This is a genomic window from Streptomyces sp. NBC_00370, assembly GCF_036084755.1.
Taxonomy (GTDB): Bacteria; Actinomycetota; Actinomycetes; order Streptomycetales; family Streptomycetaceae; genus Streptomyces.
Genome location: NZ_CP107968.1, coordinates 6463501 through 6480673, shown reverse-complemented (window position 1 = coordinate 6480673; position 17173 = coordinate 6463501). Strand labels below are relative to the sequence as shown.

Genomic DNA, 17173 nt, shown 5'->3' with positions numbered 1-17173 from the left:
TGGCGGGCAGCCTGTGCAACTCGAAGATGCCGACTTGCGGTTTGTCGCTTTGAATGGGTTGTGCGTGCGGGTACGCCTCGCCAAGGGAGACAGGCCATGGCCGCGACACTGATCACCGGAGCGATGCGGGACGTGTTCGAGACCAATACGCACTTCTGCTCCGACATCGCCTGTCCGTCGTCGAAGGCCGCGGTCAACATGCTCAGGGCCGAGGGGCCCACCGGTGGGTTCTTCGACGCCAACGGCACCATCCCCTGGTAGCGGGGTCGACCATGCCACGCCAACAGCAGCGGCGGTCGGACCGATGAACGGCGGCCCGGCGGGCGGTCCCGGCGCAGCCGGGGCGGGCAGCGTCGAGGCTCTGTTCGACCAGGCCAGGGCCGGTCTTGAGGTGTACGACACGAACTTCCGGGTCCTCCGGGCGAATCCCGCCGTCCTGCGCATGCGCGACAGGACCGCCGCTGCCGTGATCGGCGCCGACGTCAGAGACCTGGACCGGGGATTCCCGGTCTCCCCCGTCATCGAAGAAGTGCTGCGGACCGGGTCGACGGTCGAGGACCGTCCGATGACGGCGCATCCGAGGTCCGACGCGGGGCAGCGGCGCGAGTACGTCGTCACCGGCTACCCCCTGCGGGACGGCGACCGGACGACCGGCGCCGCCTCGATGGTCCACGACGTCACCGAGCAACTGCGCGAGCGAGCGGGCCTGGAGCTCCTGAGCACGGCGCGCGCTCACATCGGCAGCCATCTGGACGCGCTGCGCACCGCCCAGGAACTCGCCGACACGGCCGTCCCCGGCTTCGCCGACAGCGTCGCCGTCGACGTGGTGGAGTCCGTCCTGTCCGGTGACGCGCCGATCGGCCCGGTGAGCGGCCGGCTGCCCATGCGGCGCGCCGCGTTCCAGTCGCACGACGGTGCGTACGGCGCCTATCCGGTGGGCAGCGCCAGCGACTACGCGTTCCCCACGCCGTACACCCAGGCGCTGAGCGATCTGCGGCCCCGCCTGGTCGCTTCGGTCGCGCCGTACGGTCAGTGGCTCGCCCAGGACCAGCCGCGCGCCGAGTTCATCGCCAGGACAGGTGTGCACTCGTTCATCGCGGCGCCGCTGACCGTCCACGGGCTGGTGCTGGGGATGGCGACCTTCTACCGGGACGGCGCCCGTCCCGAGCCCTTCGACGAGGCGGACCTGTCACTCGCGACGCAGATCGCGGGCGTCACGGCGCTGTGTGTCGACAACGCGCGCCGCTTCACCCGTGAACACACCGTCGCGACGGCGCTGCAGCGCAGTCTGCTGCCCCGGACCCCACCGCGGGTGGCGGCGGTGCGCTCCGCCCAGTGCTACCTGCCGGGTGAGTACGGGGCCCACTGGTTCGACGTCCTCCCGCTGTCCAGCTGCCGGGTGGGGCTGGTCCTCGGGTATGTGCCGGGCGAGGACCTGTGGGCATCGGCGACGATGGGCAGGCTGCGGACCGCGGCCTCGACGCTCGCTTCGATGGACCTGCCGCCCGACGAACTCATGGCACACCTCGACGACGTCTCCCAGAGCCTCGGCCGCGAGCAGGAGGCGGATCCCGGCAGCAGGCACCGCGGCCGACCGCCGTTCACCGCCTCGTGTCTCTACCTGACGTACGACCCCGTCAGCCGGCGGTGCGCCCTGGCGTCGGCGGCGCACGACGGCCCGCTGCTCGCCGATCCCGAGGGCACCGTCAGCCGGCTGGAGGTCCCGCGCGGGGCGCCGCTCGGGCAGGGCACCCCGTACGAGATGCGGACGGTCGACGTCGCGGTCGGGAGCCTGTTGTGTCTGTACTCCGACAGCGTCGCCGGCCGGTATCCGGCGGAGGCGGACAAACGCCTCAGCCGGCTGCGCGACGTACTGGCGGACCCCTCGGCGACCCCCGAGGAGGTCTGCGACTCGGCGACGTACAAGCTGCTGCGCGGCGCCTCGCGGGAGGGGATGGCGCTCCTGACGGCGCGGCTCAACCGGCTCGATCCGCACCACGTCGCCTCCTGGACCTTCCCGGCCGAGGCCGTCTCGGTACGTGAGGCACGGCGCGCGGCCCACCACCAGCTGGCCGAGTGGGGTCTGGAGGAGCACGCTCCCACCACCGACCTGGTGGTCAGCGAACTGGCCACCAACGTGCTCAGCCACGCGACGGGGCCCATCCGGCTGCGGCTGATCCTCGACCGGACCCTGACCGTCGAGGTCTCGGACGAGGCCGACACCGCCCCGCATCTGCGGCACGCGAGGCTCCAGGACGAGGGCGGCCGCGGGCTGTTCCTGATCGCGTCGTTCACCCGGCACTGGGGGACACGTTACGAGGAGAACGGCAAGACCATCTGGGCCGAGCAGAGCCTGACGGACGTCTGAGCCGCCCGGCCGGGGAGCGGCCGGCGGGGGCTGCCATTGCCCCGCGCGGGACGGCGTAGCGACCCAGCGGTGCGTGACGTCAGGGCTGGATGTTCTCCAGGTCCGCCAGCAGGCTCGGGTGCTTCGGTTCCCAGCCGAGCGTCTGCCGGGTGTGCGTGCTGGACGACGGCTGGTCGGTCGCGAAGATCGGGCCGAGCGGGCCGTACGTCTCCGGCGGCACCGACTCGACCGGCAGGTTCAGCCGACGGCCGATGACCGCGGCGATGTCGCGCACCGTGTCGCCCTCGTCAGCCACGGCGTGCCAGGAGGTGCCGGCCGGCGCCTTTTCGAGGGCGAGCCGGAAGAGGACCGCCGCGTCGAGCGCGTGCACGGCCGGCCAGCGCTGCTCGCCGTCGCCCGCGTACCCGGAGACTCCGCTCTGCCGTGCGATACCGGTCAGCATTCCGGCGAACCCGCCGTCGCCCTGGTTGTGCACCGTGCGCGGCATGCGTACCGCCGTCGTACGGACGCCGCGCGAGGCCAGCCCGAGCATGGCCGTGACCGCGCGGCCCCGACCGCCGACCGGCCCGTCGGTCGGCAGCGGGTCGGTCTCGGTGGAGAGGCGGCCGGGCACCCAGGGCGTACCCGAGACGGTGACGAAGGGGCGGTCGCTGCCGACGAGTTCCTCGCCGAGGGCCGCGATGGCGGCGCTTTCCTCCGCGACCGCGTCGGCGACGGCTTCGGGGCTGCTGAAGTCGTTGCCGAACGCGAGATGGATCACCCCTTCGCTCTGCGCCGCGCCGGTACGAAGGACGTCCAGATCGGCGAGGCCTCCCCGGAGCGGCTGCGCGCCGGCCGCCTCGACGGCACGCGCGGACGCGTCGGAGCGGGCGAGGGCGAGGACGGTGTGGCCGTTGCCGAGCAGTTCGGCGACGACGGCGGATCCGATCAGGCCGGTACCGCCGGTGACGAAGACGCGCATGGAACTCTCCCGCGAGTGATGGGACTCTTGTCCCATCAGCCTAACAGGGTGATGGGACAAGAGTCCCATCACGTATGATGAACGTATGGCGCGGTGGGAAGCAGGGGCACGGGAACGCCTCGTCGTGGCCGCCGTCGACCTGTTCACCGAGCAGGGGTACGACGCCACGACGGTCACGCAGATCGCCGAGCGCGCCGGAGTCACCAAGAGCACCTTCTTCCGGCACTTCCCCGACAAGCGCGAGCTGCTGGTGGCCGGGCAGGAGACGCTGAGCCGACTGCTGGCCGAGGGGATCGCCGAGGCGCCCGACAGCGCGGGGCCGCTGGCGGCCGTCGCCGCCGGTCTTGAGCGCGCCTCCGGCGTGATGGGTCCCATGAACCGGGAACTCGCCCCGCGGCTGAAGGCGGCCGTCGCCGCCAGCACCGAGCTCCAGGAGCGTGACGCCCTCAAGAGCGTCAGCCTCACGGCAGCGATGACCACGGCCCTGGTCGCCCGTGGCGTACCCGACCCGACGGCGGCCCTCGCGGGTGAGCTGGGGCTTCTCGCGTTCAAGCGGGGCTATGCCGAGTGGGCCGAGGGCGAGCGCGGCGACGATGACGAACTCGCCGGGCACATCCTGACGGCCCTGGACGAGCTGCGCGCGGCCAGCGCGTCACTGACCTGACCAGCACCTGACCAGGATTCCGACCACCCGGCCCCGCAACCCCGCGCGGTCCCGCCGTCCCGTCAGACGGCGGCGTCCGCCAGGAGCAGGCGTACGGTGATCTGTTTGCCGGCTTCCCTGCGGGCCACCTGGAAGCCCCCGCACAGAGCGGTGATGATCTCCATCCCGTGCCGGCCCACCCGCGTCGGATCGTGCTCCGTCACCACCGGCAGCTGCGGCGAGGTGTCCCAGACCGTGATCGCCACCGTCTGGCCGGTCAGTTCCAGGTCGACACCGCACGGGCCGTCGGTGTGCCGCACCGCGTTGGTGACCAGTTCCGAGACGACCAACTGCACGATCTGGACGGTCTGCTCGGCCGCCGCCGCGCCGCCCATGCCGACCCGGGACAGGAAGCGCGCCGCCAAGTGCCGGGCAGCGGCTACCGCTCCAGGCTCCCCCGGGTAGCTCTCACTGCTCCGCACGTCACCATCTCCCACTGGAGGATCCTGCTGACGGTCTTCCACCGTTGCACCGCACGAAGTACGGGCATCGAGTGTGTGCAGGACGCACCATATCCGTCGACTGGTTGCTTCTACCCCGATCCCCGGAGCTACACGGAACTGGGGGCGGCGATGACGGAGATCACGGTTCTGGCTCTTTGCCCGACGCAGCTCATCGCGTTGCCCCGGAGCAACCCGGTCTTCGACATACTGAAGCTATGTCGACAAGCGACCACGCTCCCACGCAACTGCCGGTCGTCACCGCGGCAGGTGACCTGGACGCCGACAATCTGAAACCGCTCGACGTCCAGCTCCAGGAGGCCAGCGCAGCGGCCCCCGCGGTGATATTGGACGTCAGTGACGTCACCTTCGGTGACTCCACCTTCCTGAACCTGCTGCTCCGCACGCACCAGCGCACCGATCTGCGCATCGTCGGCCTGCGGCCGCCGCTGGACCGGCTGTTCAGCATCGTCGGTGTCGACGCCGTGCTGAACACCTACCGGACGCTCGCGGAAGCGCAGGACGTTCCGTACTAGAGGAAGCGCCTGATCGGCACGACGGCCGTTTCCTTGGCGCGCTGGAGCGGTGAGCGCCGCTTCCAGCGGCCCGGCCTGATGAGTTCGCTGTGTTGCAGATCCTCCGTGAAGTGGCCGTCCAGGGTCGCGGTGAACGCCGGGTCGAGCACGGCGAGCATGACCTCTTCGTCGTGGTCGAGTGAGCGGCGGTTGAAGTTCGTCGAGCCGATGAGCGCCATTGTCCTGTCCACGGTGATGACCTTGGTGTGGAGCATCGTCGGCTGGTACTGGAAGATTTTGACGCCGCAGGCGTTGAGGTCTTCGTAGTAGCGCTGTCCGGCCAGTTGGCAGACCCGCTTGTCGGTGTGCGGGCCGGGCAGCAGGATCTCGATCTCGACGCCGCGGCGCGCGGCCGCGCACAGCAGCTCGATGAAGTACGCGTCGGGCGCGAAGTAGGCGGTGGCCAGCCGGATTCGTTCCTCCGCGGACTCGATGACCACCCGGAACAGCGTCTGCATGTCCTGCCAGCCGAAGCTGGCGGACCCGCGCACCACCTGTACGACGGCATCGCCCTGGGCGGCCGGGGAGATGAACCGGTCGCGGTCGTCGAAGAGTTCGTCGTGACACTCGGCCCAGTTCTGGGCGAACGCAGCGGCCAGTCCGTCCACCGCCGGTCCGCGCACCTGCACATGGGTGTCGCGCCACTCGTCGGGGTTGCGGGCGTCGCCGCACCACTCCTCCGCGATGCCGACCCCGCCGGTGAAGGCCGTCTCCTCGTCCACGACGAGGACCTTGCGGTGGCAGCGGTGGTTCTGCTTCAGCGGGGACAGATAGAGGGGCTTGCGGAACCAGGTCACCTGCACACCGGCCTCCCGCATCACCGCCAACTGGCCCTTGTCGATGAGCCGGCTGCCGAAGCCGTCCAGCAGGAGCCGCACCCGCACCCCCGCGCGCGCCCGGTCCGCCAGCGCGTCGGCGAACCGCTGGGCGATCTCGCCCTTCCAGTACACGAACGTCATCATGTCCACGGTGTGCCGGGCGGCGGCGATGCCGTCGAGCATGGCGGTGAAGATCTCGTCCCCGTTGCGCAGCGGGACCAGTGCGTTGCCCTCGGTGGCCGCTATGCCTATGAGCCGTTCCAGCCGGCGTCTGGTGCGCCGGACGCGTTCGTCGAGGAGCGCATCCCCGTCACCGCCGTCCGCCGCGCCGTCGAACCCCTGGGGTCGCGCTGTCCTGGTCGATTCGGCGGGTTCTACCGGTGCGTTCTGCGTGCGTGTCATAGCTGCACCTTCCCGGATGGTGGCCGGGAAGACAAAGCACAGCGCCGGGCCCTCAGCCCGTGGCCGTCGGATCCGCCGACCGGGCGGCGCGACGGTATTCGGCGTTGATGCGCTGGGCCTCTTCGAGCTGGTCCTCAAGGATGACGATGCGGCACGCGGCCTCGATCGGGGTGCCCTGGTCGACGAGTTCCCGTGCGCGGGCCGCGATGCGGAGCTGGTAGCGGGAGTAGCGGCGGTGTCCGCCGGCGGAGCGCAGCGGGGTGATCAGCCGGGCTTCGCCGATGGCGCGCAGGAAGCCCTGGGTGGTGCCGAGCATCTCGGCGGCCCGGCCCATGGTGTAGGCGGGGTAGTCGTCGTCGTCGAGACGGCTGAGCGAATCGTCTGCTGCCATTTGCACCTCTCTGTGGAACACGCTGGAGGGGCCTTGGTGCCGAACGGCACCAAGGCCCCGAAGGAACTGCTACACCATCTGCCGGCCCACCTACGGCGCCGGCCTTCTGTGTCCGCGTGCCCATCCCGTGGGGGATGAGAACTGCGGGGATCGCGGTTGCTTGACCGGAGACCACCTCACTATCGATGTCCTGCGGTACCCGGGCCCAAGTGGTGCGCCCGGGCGATCCTGATGGCGCCTGGCTCCTCCGTTCTTCCCTCTTGGTCAACTACTGATGTCATGTACTGCGGTGTTGCTCATGGCGGCCCCTGATCACTGCGGGCCCCCCGGTCCGGTCGTCAGTCCCGTCACCGTCCTGCGACAACCCTGGCTTCGGAACTCCACCACCGCACCGTGCTGCGTACTACGCGTACTTCCGCCCGCCAGTTCGTCTCTGCCGGGCCTTGCTGATCTCGGCTACGAGAGAAACACTAGCCACCCCGCCACCCAATGTCTACTCCGGCCGCCATAGATTTTCGCGTATTCGACGGCAAGGTAATGAAGGCCTGCTGGAACAGGGAGGCTGGTCGCCGACCGGCGGCCGCAGTGCGTCCGCCGTGGTGCGTCCGCCGCAGCACGTCCGCCGCGGTGCGCCTGTCGCTTCAGCCGCGGAGGTCGGGGGCGGGAATCCGCTTGGCGGCCTGCATGTCACCGACGACCTGGGTCACCATACGGATGGACGCGGCGTCCAGTACGTTGCCGAACTCGATCACCTTGACCCGCCCGTCGAAGCGGGCTTTCAGCTCGGGCATGTTGTTGGGGACCACCACGAGGTCCATGTCAGCGACGGCGGCGTCGTCCGAACCGTCCAGCACCTTGATGTTGGCGATGCCCGACTGGGTCAGGGAGTCCCGGATGCTGACGGCCTGGCCGTCGGTGTAGTAGCAGATGCCGACCTTGCCGTTCTTGGCGGCGGAGGCGATCTGCACCAGCGTCTGCACATGGGGTGCGACGACGAGGGCGACCACCTCGGTCTGCGGCCGGCGCCACAGCCTGCGCACCTCGGCCAGGTGGAAGAACGTGGTGAGCACGAGATCGGCCTGTTCCTCGTCCGAGGTGAAATCTCCGAGCACGAGCGGCTTCACCTTGAGGCCGACATGCAGGCCGAGTTCACTCGCGAAATAGCTCGCCCGGTCGGCGTTGCACTCCACGAACGAGACCTTGAGGAGATCGTCCTCGGCACGCATGGCGAGGCTCGTCACGAGCGACTGGATCTCGACGGCGGACAGACCGAGGGCGACGCATTCCTTGGCCGCCGCTTCGAGCACCATGCGTGCCCGGTCGCGGGCGGGCGCACTCTCCTGCGCCAGGCCCGTCCCGACGACGGTCGTCCCGCCGCGTCCACGGCTCTCGACCAGACCCAGGTCACCCAGCTCCGCGTAGGCACGGGCCACGGTGTTGCGGTTGATCTGCAGGTTGTCGGCCAGCAGCCGGGCGCTGGGCAGGGTCTGGCCGACCGCCAGATCGCCGGTCTCGATCATGAACGACACCTGAGTGACGATCTGCCGGTAGATGGGCATGTCGGAGTGACGACTCACCTGTAGCTCGCTGTCCACCCGGTGCCCGACTTTCCCCGTCACACAACCAACGATCGCGTTTCTCCGTCACACAACACAGCCGGACCACCTTACCCGGGCCGACGGGATCGGAGATATGCCCGACCATCGCCACCCATTGACCCAGCGCACTAGGTGAAAACTACCTAACCTGCCGCCTGAACCCCGAACTACGGGTCTGTAGTGCGCCAAGTGTCCACTGAGGGGTCTAGCATCGGCCTACTAGGATAGGCACTAATGTGTCGTCGGGAGGACGGTCTATGCGGATATCCCCCACGCCCCCGCCGGTCGACTCCCACGGGCACGCGCTGGCGGCGCGACGGCGCAGGGTGTTCACCGGCCGGGTCGCCGAACTGCGGCTGCTGCGGGAGCTGCTGCTCAGCGACCAGCGGGGCTGCTTCGTGGTGTGGCTGCACGGCATGGGCGGCATCGGCAAGAGCAGCCTGTTGCACCGGTTCGCTGACGAGGCGGCGACGACCTACGGCAGGACGGTCCGCACGGTCGACATGCGGGTCACGGACCCGGCACCGGAAGCGTTCCTGGCCGCCCTGGAGGCACAAGGGCCGCCGGAGGAAGCGCAGTTGCTGCTGATCGACGGCGGCGAAGCACTCGGCCCGCTGGAGCAGTGGCTGCGCGACGAGTTCCTGCCCCGGATGCCCGCGCATCTGCTGCTCGTGGTCGGCAGCCGCCGGCCCCCCGCCGCCGAATGGCGCACCGACGCGCAATGGTGGCAGGCGCTGCGCAGCGTGGAGCTGCGCTGCATGGACGACGCCGAGGCCGCGAAACTGCTGTGCAACCGGGACGTGCCGGAGGCGGCAGTCCCCGACATCGTACGGGCCGCGCACGGACTGCCGTTGGCGCTGGCGCTCTTCGCCGACGCCAGGGAACGCGCCACCGACGCCGTGGAACCCCACCCGGGCTGGGAGTTGCGCGACTCCCCCGACCTGGTGGGCGAGCTGCTGCAACTGCTGCTGCGCGAGAGCGTGTCGCTCGCCAGGGCCGACGCCCTGCACGTCCTGGCGCTGGCCCGGGTCACCACCGAGGAACTGCTGCGGCACGCGCTGGAGGTGCCGTCGGCCGAGGCCCGCAGGCTCTGCACCTGGCTGCGCGGACAGTCGTTCGTACGCAGCACCGCCGAGGGGCTGGTCCCGCACGAGCTGGTACGCGAAGCGCTGCTGGTCGATCTGCGCTGGCGTGACCTGTCGGCGTACGAGCGGCTGTTCCGCAGGCTGCACTCGCACCTGGCCGGGCAGTTGTCACGGCGCACCGGCAGCCGCTGGGCGTTCGGAGCGGGCCTCGCCTACCTGGGCAGGACCAGCCGCGCCGTACGCGACGCGGTGGACTGGCACGGTACGGACCGGCTCCGGCTGCGCGCCGCCCGCCCGGAGGACCAGGACGACGTGCTGGCCGCGATCGGTAAGGAACACGGTGATGTGGCGGCCGGACTGGCCCGGCAGTGGTGGGACCAGCAGCCGGCCGCCTTCACCGTCGCCGAGGACGGCCGCGGCGGACTCGCCGGCACACTCACCGCACTCTGTCTGGAACCGGACGCCGCCGGGCTGCCCGACGACCCGGTGGCGCGCGCGGCGCTGGCGTACGCGGCCGAGCGGTCACCGCTGCGCCGCAGCGAGCGGCTGCTGCTGGGGCGTTGGAGCACCGGCAGCGCCGCGACGGCCGGCTTCGCCCTGACCACACTGTGGGCGACCACACCCGGCCTGGCGATGAGCTGGACCTGCACGGCGCGGCATCAGCCGGGGCTGGCGGCGCTGCTCGACCTGTACGGCCAGCAGCGTGCCGTCCCTGCCGAAGACCCGGACACCGGGCGGGTGTTGCCGTTCGTGCAGGACTGGCGCAACGCGCCCTTCGACCACTGGGCGGCGGCCGTACGCGGCCGGCTGCTGACCGACGAGTCGTCGGCGAGCCCCGCACCGGTCACGGTCACGGCCGAACCCGCCATGCCTTGGCCGGAGTTCGTGAACGCGGTCAAGGACGCCTACCGGAGCCTGCTCGACCCCCGCCAGCTCGCGGAGAACGCGCTGCTGGGCACCCGGCTCGTGGCACCGGGCGCGGACGCCGAAGGGCTGCGCAAGGTGCTGACGGAAACGGTGACGCAGTTGCGTGCACAGCCCGGACGACGGCAGTTGGGCGACGTCCTGGAGATCACGTACCTGAGCGGGCCGCGCAGCCAGCAGGCCGCGGCGAGCCGGGCGGCGCTGTCCTTCAGCACCTACCGGCGCCGGCTGTCCACGGCGCTGAGCACAGCGGCGCAGGTGCTGCGGGAGCGCGAGCTGTACGGATCGGTCCCACGTTGACCGATGTCGCTGAGCCGGTGACACCCAGTCAAACACCGTCACGAGTGCCGTCGGTGCGTGTGAGCAGCACCTGAACAGGTTCTGATCACAAGAAGCGTGCCAGGGGGCGCCCCTGGCACGCTTCTTGCTTGCTTGCCCTCCTGTGGGTCACACGGTGAACCGCACCGCGTCCAGCCAGCGCGTCACATCCATGGTCCCGCCGAAGATGTAATTGTTGGCGGTCTGCGGGGTGTCGCAGGCGACGCCCTGCCACGGACCCTTGCTGCTGTACGTGTTCTGGCAGACGTTGCCCTTGCCGACACTGATGCCGAAGCCCGACAGGTTCGGTGCGTCCTGCCTGGCCTCGCCCAGGGTGAGATTGCTGCCGTCCGCCACGGTCATCCACGGCTTCTTCACCCATCCCTTGGCCTGGATGTAGGCGGTGGCGGATGTGCCGCTGGTGCCGGACACGGCGATCTGAATGGCCTTGACGCTCCGGCTGTCCACGTCCGAGCCCGCCGTTGTGCCGTCACAGACCGCGGACTGCCAGCCGAACGTTTTCACGTAGACCCGGTAGCAGATGTGCCGGCCCGGGTCGTGTGCCACCAGCTGCTGGACCCTGGTCGCGGCGGATCTGTCCGTCGGCATCTGCGGGCCGGGAGCCAGGTACGGGGTGACCTTCTTCGGCGCCGGCGGACTCGGCTTGGTCGCCCAGTGCGGAGCCGCGGCCGGCTTCTCGGCCTTGACCACGGGTTCGAGCTCGGGCTTCGACGCGGGCGACGGCTTGGTGGTGTGCTTCTTGGTGGTGTGCTTCTTGGTGGGCGTGGCCTTGGGCTTCTCGGCCGGGTGTACGGGCTGCGCGGCGACCAGGGGTGCACCGGCCGAACGGTCTTCGGTGTTGGCCGCCGTCGACACGTTGTCCTTCTTCTGCCCGGACTCACCGGCCGCCCAGACCACCAGGGGCACGGCGAGGAGGGCCACACCGACTACGCCCGCGGCGGCGAGCAGCGGCTTTCGCGAGGGCCCGGAGGGCGGTTCGTCGTCCGGGCGCGCGGATACGCGGGCCGCGGTGGCGGTGGGGGTGCGAGTGGGAGTGGGGGACGAAGGGGCGGGCGCCGTGGCCTGTGCCGTGACGGGCGCTGTGACGGGGAGGACGGTGGTGGGGGCGGCGTCCGGGCCGGGGGTCGACTCCGGTTCCGCCGACTCCGGTTCCGCCGACTGCCGCGAGGTAGCGGACGTCGTAGAGCGAGGCCGTACCGCCTCCTCGCTCGCGCCCCGGACCGTACCGGCCGACGGCGGCCCGGCGGGGGTCAGTTCCGCCCCCGGGGCGGACACCACCGGCCCCAGTGCCACGGCTCTGCGCACCGAAGAACCGCCGGCGCCCTCCGCGGGCCGACGCGACGGCCCTTCGGGGTCGGGTCGGGTCTGGCGACTGCTCATTGTTCTCCTTCGGCCTGGTGGGTGGTCGGTCGTACGGCGGCTCGGGGCGGCTGGTGGCCGACGGGCCCGACGCAGCGCTCGGGCCAGCCCGCCCCCTCGCCGCCGGGCAGCCCAGCGGCGAGCGCGTCCTTGAGCTGAGTGCGCGCCCTGAGGTCCCGTTGGCTCAGTTCCTGCGTCCCGTCCATGTATGCGGTCGCGTGCGCGGGAAGCTCCCTGAGCAGCACGACGGAGGGCCCGGCGGGCGGGGTCCAGCTCCCCAGCACCCGGAATCCGGTGCCCGGCGCGAAGACGATTTCGTCGTTCGTGTCGGGCGCGGTGTCCGCCGGTTCGGTCAGTCGGCGGACCTTGCGTCCCGTGGCGGACAAGATGGCGTACCGCACGGGAGTTCCGCCGGCCAGCGCCGGGCCGAGGACCAACCCGCTGACCGGCGCGGGATCTTGGAGCAGGGCGCCGGTCTCGGGCTCGGGCTCGGGGCTGTCCGCCGCACCACCACCGCGCAGGACCACGCCTCGGTAGGAGGGCAGCGTACGCAGCGCGGATGTCACGCATCCGGCGTAGGGGAGCAGTCGCCCCTCCCCCGCGCGCAGGTCGTCGACCAGCTCGCGATGGTGCAACGGGCCTTTCTCGGCGGTCAGATAGGCGTGTACGGCGACGAGGTCGGTGCGTACCGCCTCCAGTTCACGGCCGCGCAACACGGGCATCCTGGAGAGCAGCCGGGACACGGCGGCGGCATGCCGGTCCCAGCCGTCGCCGGCGAACTCACGGAACGCCGCGCGTTCGGCCGCGTCACTGACATGCCCGGGGAGCACGGGGAGGAACGGAGCAGTCACCGCCGTGGACTCCGGCTCCACGGGCCCGGGTTGGCCGCCTGGGGTCGGCGGAGCCGCAGATGAGGACGTACGGACGAGCGTTCCGCCGGCAGCGGCGTCCCCGGCCGGGGGCACACTGCTGGTGAGCGCGTTGGTGGGTACGGGTCGACGCCCTGGCTCCGTACGCGGCGCCGCCCCCGTACCGACGGGCCCACTGACGGCAGGAGGCCGTGCGGCGGCGGGCGGCAGTTCGGCAGGCGCTCGCACGACGGGTGGGGGTACGGCACCGGGCGGGAGTGCGGGAGCGGGTGCGGACGCGGGCAGCCCCGGGGCCGGTCCCCGGCGGCGCGGCGCGGGCCAGGAGGGCACGGGCCCGCCGGGTCGCCCGGCCGTCACGTAACGGATGCCCCGTACGCCGTGTTCGGCCGCCAGCCGCCGCAACTCGCCCTCGCCGCCGACGATTCGGCCCCGTACCAGCAGGGTGGTCCTGGCCCGCGCAGTGGCGCCGAGACCGGTCAGGAGCCGGGACAGCGCGGGCAGCAGCGAGGCGTCCAAGGGCTGCCCGGGGAAGCCCAGTTCGATGGCGCAGGTCTCCGGGTCCACGGCCGCTCCCGCGAGCGGTGGGCGGGGGCCGCCGCGTGCCCACAGGGCGAGCCCGGACCGCGTCACGGTGGCCTGCCAGCGGTCGGTGAGCCGTACGGTGCCCGGTTCCGTACCGCCGGGGAGCCAGGCGGGCGGATGGCTGCCGAGCAGACGGGGAACGGGAGTTCTGCCCTGCGTGTCGGTGGGCAGACAGGCCACGGACGTGACGTACGGCTGCCAGCTCGGTTCCCCGTCGAAGCCGATCAGGGACGGCCGGGGGACGGCTCCGGGCGGCGCGTGGTCGGCCAGCAGCGGCAGGCCCGTCAGGACTTCGACCGTACCGTCCAGCAGGTCGGCGACCGCGTGGCCGAGCCGCAGAAGGTCACGGCGTCCACCAGGGGCGAGGCGGGCGCGGGAGCGGTGTTCGGCGGGCAGGGCGGTCAGCACGGCTGCCACCTCGTCGGCCGCGACGTCCTCCGCCTGCGGGGCGCCGACCAGGACGGTGGCGTGTTCGGTGTCGAGGGGAATCGCGAAACACAGGTCGTCGGGGCGCGGCGCGGGGGCGTCGGCAGGGCGTATCAGCACGCCTGCGGGTATCTGCTCCACCACGCACCCGCCCGTGGTGCGCTGCGGCACCCGGCCGACGGCGTCCTGCCAGGCAGGGGCCGGGGCGCGGGGGCCCAGTTTCCGGGGGGTCTCGCCGGGCGCGAAGCGCCACCAGGCGCCGTCGGGGCGCGAGCCGCCGTCGACGAAGAGTGTGCCACCGGGGGTGATGAGCACAACGCCGTCCGGCGCGAACACCTCCAACTCCCAGGCGTCGGCGATCCTTCGGGCGGTGCTGGGACGGCCGGGCCGTTCGTCGCCCGCACCGGACAGGACGAGCCGGACCCGGCTGGTGCCCCGCGCGCGCAGCGAGTCGAGGAGTCCGGCCAGCCGCGACCAGTGACCACCGTCCTGCCCGCCACCCGGCTGACCGCCGCTGGCCTGCCCACCACCTGCCTGACCGCCACCGCCCGAGCCGACCAGTACGGTGACGACGTCGTCCTCGGCGCCGAAGGCATGCGCCACTTCGGCCAGCATGGCGATCGGGAAGGAGTCGTCGTCCACCGAACGCACCAGGAGAACACCGTCGATATCCTCGACGGGCGGCCCACCGGCGGCGTCGCGGGAGCCACCCCCGGAGGCTCTGTCGCCGGACGGCCCGCCGCCCTGGCGGAAGAGGTGGGAGACCCAACGCCTCATGTGTCGTCCCCTGGATGATCGGAAGGCCGTGTGACGCACGGTCAGTTAGTACCTGGCTTCATGGCCGCGTATTGGCCCTACTGAGTGGGCCGATCGTTCGCACAGATATATCAGACGATAATGTCCCCGCACTGTTGAGCCGGTCACCACGGCCGCCTCCCCCACGTCCATCGACGCCGGGATTGTGCTCACTTGATGGCCAACCAGTGCTCAGCCATGAGGTTTCGGGTATCGCGCTCAGTAATGTCGTGCTCGCCGGTCTCGCGACCAAGCGATGGGCACAGCCGGGCAGCAGTCGGCTGCGACCACTCACACGAGAGGTCTGAGGCAGAGAAATTGCGATGCCTATTACCGCGTTGAGCCACGACATCACGCATGCCGTCCCCGTCGAGGGGCAGTTCCCCTATCCCGTACACGTCGTTCTCTCACTTCAGCGTGAGCGGACGTCAACTCTGCTCCGCGCGATGCGCAGTCAGCACGTACTGCCCGCGCTGAGCCACGCCTGGGGCTCCGAGCAGGCTTACGCCACACTGCTGCGCAAGACCCGCACCCCTCTCACCGTCCTGGATGTGCCCGGGCCACGGTGGAACGAGGATCTGGAGCAACGCGTCAGCGCCCTCAGCCACTTGTCGTCCGTGGTGGTGCTGGTACCGGACCGGACGGACTCCGTGGATCTGCTGCTGGCCGGCGCCGCCAACGTCATCCCCCGGGACACCCACCCCCGCGAGCTGGCGGGGAGAATCCTCGCCGAGCGGCGTTGGCTGGACACGGGGTCCGCGCCGCGGCGCCGCCCGGTGGACTCACCACGGTACCGCTCGCTCCGCCCCCGCCAGGGCACCCAGCAGGTGCTGTTCGACCTGCTGCGCACAACGGCGCGACCGTGGTGCTGCCACGAGCTGTGCCTCCTGCTGGGCACGGCGGGCGAGCCCATGAGCCGACGGGCCCTGCAGGCGCGGATCCTGCGGCTCGGCGAGCGGCTCATGCCGGAGGGCGTCTCGGTCGACTGCACATCCCAGTGGGGCCGGACCACCTTCAACGGCCTCGCCAGCGGCGCCCGAGGGACATGACCAGGGCCGATCTGCCACGACATCACCGAATACGCCCGTAACCTTACAGAGATAAGTTTGTTACGCGGCGCCTTGCGAACCCAAAGATTACAAGCGTAGTCTTACGATCGTAAGTCCGCGAGCGACACTCCTCGCCGCCGCTACCTGTCACCTGTCACCTGTCACACGTCACGAGAGGCCCACCATGACCACCGACCTGGCTACCGCCACCGACCTGAAGTCCCTGCTCGACGCCTGGCTCAGGCTCTGGAACGGCGAGGACGCCCTGGCGCCGGCCATCGTCTCGGACGACTTCCGCCTCCACACCGCCCTCATCCAGGGCGGCGACAGCAGCTCCATCCGGGGCGCCCACGGCCTGGTGGGCTGGATCCTGCACAGCCGCGCGGCCTTCCCCGACCTGGAGTTCACCATCGAGGTCCCCCCGCTGATCGACGGCGCCTATCTGTCCGTGCGCTGGACGGCCACCGGCACGTACGGCGGCGGTTTCCCCGGCGCCAAGGCCGAACTCGGGACCGTGGTCACCTTCACGGGCACCGACACGCTGCTCGTACGGGACGGGAAGTTCGTCGAGTACTGGCTCAACTCCGACACCCTGCAGATGCTCCAGCAGCTCCAGGCACTCTGATCGCGGGTCCGGCAAGACCCTCAACCGCTGCGCGCGGAGCCGGGATCGAGACCGGACCCCGCGTCGGCGAGCAGCGCCGTCGTGACCTGCTGGGCAAGCCACTCCTCCGTGACGTCCCAGGACCACCCTTGCCCGACGGCGAGTTCGTGCCAGGAGTGGTGACCGAGGTAGAACCACAGAATGTCCGTGGCACGCGCGGACGTCAGACCGGGCCGTAGCGCGTCCAGTTCGACGAGCCGGCGCGTCACGGCGGCCAGGCCCTCCCGGTACGCGTGATTCGCGCGGACGAGAGCGGCGGCGGCGTGCTCGTCCGCGTGCGCCGCGCTGACCATGACCCGGACGAGACGGTGGTGCCGCTCGTTGTCGAGCCGAGTGCCGTGGGCGGCGGCGGCGAGCGCTTCGCGCGGTACGCCGGTCGCGCGCACGGCAGCCAGCGCCTCGGCCGATGCGGAGCTCTGCAGGCCGTCCACGATGAGAATCGTCAGGATGGCGCCCTTGCCACCGGTACTGGCGTACACCGTGGGAACGGCGGCACCCGCCTCCCGGGCGATCTGCGCGACGGTCACACTCGCGTACCCGTGGTCGAGGAAGAGCCGCGTCGCCGCGTCGAGGATCGCCTCCCGGGTCTGCGCGGCCGCCTTCGTACGGCGGGGCGCGTGGTAGGCGCGTCGTTGCGGGGACGGGGCGAAGTCGCCGCCCGGACCACCCGTCGGAGCTCCTTCCCGAGCGGCTTGCCGGGCAGCTTCCTGAGCGGCTTGCCGCGCGACTTCCCGAGCCGCTTGCTGGGCTGTTCCCGGGCGCGCGGCACCCTTCTTCCCCACCGGACCGACTTTCACTATAGGGTTCCTCTATTCATTACAGTGC

15 protein-coding genes are annotated in these 17173 nt (G+C 71.0%); 7 read left to right on the top strand and 8 right to left on the bottom strand.

The window, feature by feature from the left end:
- Nucleotides 1-96 precede the first annotated feature (96 nt).
- The gene (locus tag OHS57_RS28965; RefSeq protein ID WP_328583778.1) at nucleotides 97-261 is read left to right on the top strand and encodes a hypothetical protein; all 165 of its coding nucleotides are present in this window, start codon (nucleotides 97-99) and stop codon (nucleotides 259-261) included.
- Nucleotides 262-304: 43 nt separating this feature from the next.
- Entirely contained in the window at nucleotides 305-2368 is a 2064-nt protein-coding gene (locus OHS57_RS28960; protein WP_328583777.1) for a SpoIIE family protein phosphatase, read from the top strand.
- Between the two features lie 79 nt (nucleotides 2369-2447).
- On the opposite strand, the gene OHS57_RS28955 is transcribed toward OHS57_RS28960, so the two are convergent.
- Nucleotides 2448-3329, bottom strand: coding sequence for an SDR family oxidoreductase (locus OHS57_RS28955; protein WP_328583776.1), 882 nt, complete (start codon nucleotides 3327-3329; stop codon nucleotides 2448-2450).
- An 85-nt stretch (nucleotides 3330-3414) separates the two neighbouring features.
- Between OHS57_RS28955 and OHS57_RS28950 the strand changes: the two genes are divergently transcribed.
- A complete protein-coding gene (locus OHS57_RS28950) occupies nucleotides 3415-3993 on the top strand; it encodes a TetR/AcrR family transcriptional regulator (RefSeq protein WP_328583775.1) in 579 nt (192 codons plus the stop codon).
- A gap of 62 nt (nucleotides 3994-4055) precedes the next feature.
- Here the strand turns inward: OHS57_RS28950 and OHS57_RS28945 are convergent, their stop codons facing one another.
- Complete coding sequence (locus tag OHS57_RS28945; RefSeq protein WP_328583774.1) at nucleotides 4056-4454, bottom strand: ATP-binding protein; 399 nt, start codon at nucleotides 4452-4454, stop codon at nucleotides 4056-4058.
- A 236-nt stretch (nucleotides 4455-4690) separates the two neighbouring features.
- On the opposite strand from OHS57_RS28945, the gene OHS57_RS28940 reads away from it, so the two are divergent.
- Nucleotides 4691-5008, top strand: a complete 318-nt coding sequence (locus OHS57_RS28940) for an STAS domain-containing protein (protein WP_041983233.1) — start codon at nucleotides 4691-4693, stop codon at nucleotides 5006-5008.
- Here the strand turns inward: OHS57_RS28940 and OHS57_RS28935 are convergent.
- The 3 genes from OHS57_RS28935 to OHS57_RS28925 all read right to left on the bottom strand — a co-directional run bounded on the left by OHS57_RS28935 (nucleotide 5005) and on the right by OHS57_RS28925 (nucleotide 8235).
- Nucleotides 5005-6267, bottom strand: a complete 1263-nt coding sequence (locus tag OHS57_RS28935) for a phospholipase D-like domain-containing protein (protein ID WP_328583773.1) — start codon at nucleotides 6265-6267, stop codon at nucleotides 5005-5007. The two genes, OHS57_RS28940 and OHS57_RS28935, sit on opposite strands and share 4 nt — an antisense overlap.
- Before the next feature lie 52 nt (nucleotides 6268-6319).
- Entirely contained in the window at nucleotides 6320-6658 is a 339-nt protein-coding gene (locus tag OHS57_RS28930; RefSeq protein WP_041983234.1) for a MerR family transcriptional regulator, read from the bottom strand.
- A 641-nt stretch (nucleotides 6659-7299) separates the two neighbouring features.
- A complete protein-coding gene (locus OHS57_RS28925) occupies nucleotides 7300-8235 on the bottom strand; it encodes a GntR family transcriptional regulator (RefSeq protein ID WP_198533177.1) in 936 nt (311 codons plus the stop codon).
- 278 nt (nucleotides 8236-8513) lie between these two features.
- Between OHS57_RS28925 and OHS57_RS28920 the strand changes: the two genes are divergently transcribed.
- On the top strand, nucleotides 8514-10565 hold the full coding sequence (locus tag OHS57_RS28920) for a hypothetical protein (RefSeq protein WP_328583772.1): 2052 nt from the start codon (nucleotides 8514-8516) through the stop codon (nucleotides 10563-10565).
- Between the two features lie 147 nt (nucleotides 10566-10712).
- Here the strand turns inward: OHS57_RS28920 and OHS57_RS28915 are convergent, their stop codons facing one another.
- Both OHS57_RS28915 and OHS57_RS28910 read right to left on the bottom strand, forming a co-directional pair.
- The gene (locus OHS57_RS28915; protein WP_328583771.1) at nucleotides 10713-11984 is read right to left on the bottom strand and encodes a hypothetical protein; all 1272 of its coding nucleotides are present in this window, start codon (nucleotides 11982-11984) and stop codon (nucleotides 10713-10715) included.
- Nucleotides 11981-14617, bottom strand: coding sequence for a hypothetical protein (locus OHS57_RS28910; protein ID WP_328583770.1), 2637 nt, complete (start codon nucleotides 14615-14617; stop codon nucleotides 11981-11983). Before OHS57_RS28910 ends, OHS57_RS28915 begins: the two co-directional genes overlap by 4 nt.
- Before the next feature lie 464 nt (nucleotides 14618-15081).
- Here OHS57_RS28910 and OHS57_RS28905 point away from each other — a divergent pair, with 464 nt between their 5' ends.
- A complete protein-coding gene (locus OHS57_RS28905) occupies nucleotides 15082-15684 on the top strand; it encodes a hypothetical protein (RefSeq protein WP_328583769.1) in 603 nt (200 codons plus the stop codon).
- A 184-nt stretch (nucleotides 15685-15868) separates the two neighbouring features.
- Entirely contained in the window at nucleotides 15869-16309 is a 441-nt protein-coding gene (locus OHS57_RS28900; protein WP_328583768.1) for an ester cyclase, read from the top strand.
- Nucleotides 16310-16329: 20 nt separating this feature from the next.
- Here the strand turns inward: OHS57_RS28900 and OHS57_RS28895 are convergent, their stop codons facing one another.
- Nucleotides 16330-17130, bottom strand: coding sequence for a TetR/AcrR family transcriptional regulator (locus OHS57_RS28895; protein WP_328583767.1), 801 nt, complete (start codon nucleotides 17128-17130; stop codon nucleotides 16330-16332).
- Nucleotides 17131-17173: the final 43 nt, after the last annotated feature.

Bases quoted from the DNA above. Each gene is read 5' to 3' on its own strand.
- OHS57_RS28965 (WP_328583778.1), top strand. From the start codon at position 97: ATGGCCGCGACACTGATCACCGGAGCGATGCGGGACGTGTTCGAGACC.
- OHS57_RS28960 (WP_328583777.1), top strand. From the start codon at position 305: ATGAACGGCGGCCCGGCGGGCGGTCCCGGCGCAGCCGGGGCGGGCAGC.
- OHS57_RS28955 (WP_328583776.1), bottom strand. From the start codon at position 3,329: ATGCGCGTCTTCGTCACCGGCGGTACCGGCCTGATCGGATCCGCCGTC.
- OHS57_RS28950 (WP_328583775.1), top strand. From the start codon at position 3,415: ATGGCGCGGTGGGAAGCAGGGGCACGGGAACGCCTCGTCGTGGCCGCC.
- OHS57_RS28940 (WP_041983233.1), top strand. From the start codon at position 4,691: ATGTCGACAAGCGACCACGCTCCCACGCAACTGCCGGTCGTCACCGCG.
- OHS57_RS28935 (WP_328583773.1), bottom strand. From the start codon at position 6,267: ATGACACGCACGCAGAACGCACCGGTAGAACCCGCCGAATCGACCAGG.
- OHS57_RS28930 (WP_041983234.1), bottom strand. From the start codon at position 6,658: ATGGCAGCAGACGATTCGCTCAGCCGTCTCGACGACGACGACTACCCC.
- OHS57_RS28920 (WP_328583772.1), top strand. From the start codon at position 8,514: ATGCGGATATCCCCCACGCCCCCGCCGGTCGACTCCCACGGGCACGCG.
- OHS57_RS28915 (WP_328583771.1), bottom strand. From the start codon at position 11,984: ATGAGCAGTCGCCAGACCCGACCCGACCCCGAAGGGCCGTCGCGTCGG.
- OHS57_RS28910 (WP_328583770.1), bottom strand. From the start codon at position 14,617: ATGAGGCGTTGGGTCTCCCACCTCTTCCGCCAGGGCGGCGGGCCGTCC.
- OHS57_RS28905 (WP_328583769.1), top strand. From the start codon at position 15,082: ATGCGCAGTCAGCACGTACTGCCCGCGCTGAGCCACGCCTGGGGCTCC.
- OHS57_RS28900 (WP_328583768.1), top strand. From the start codon at position 15,869: ATGACCACCGACCTGGCTACCGCCACCGACCTGAAGTCCCTGCTCGAC.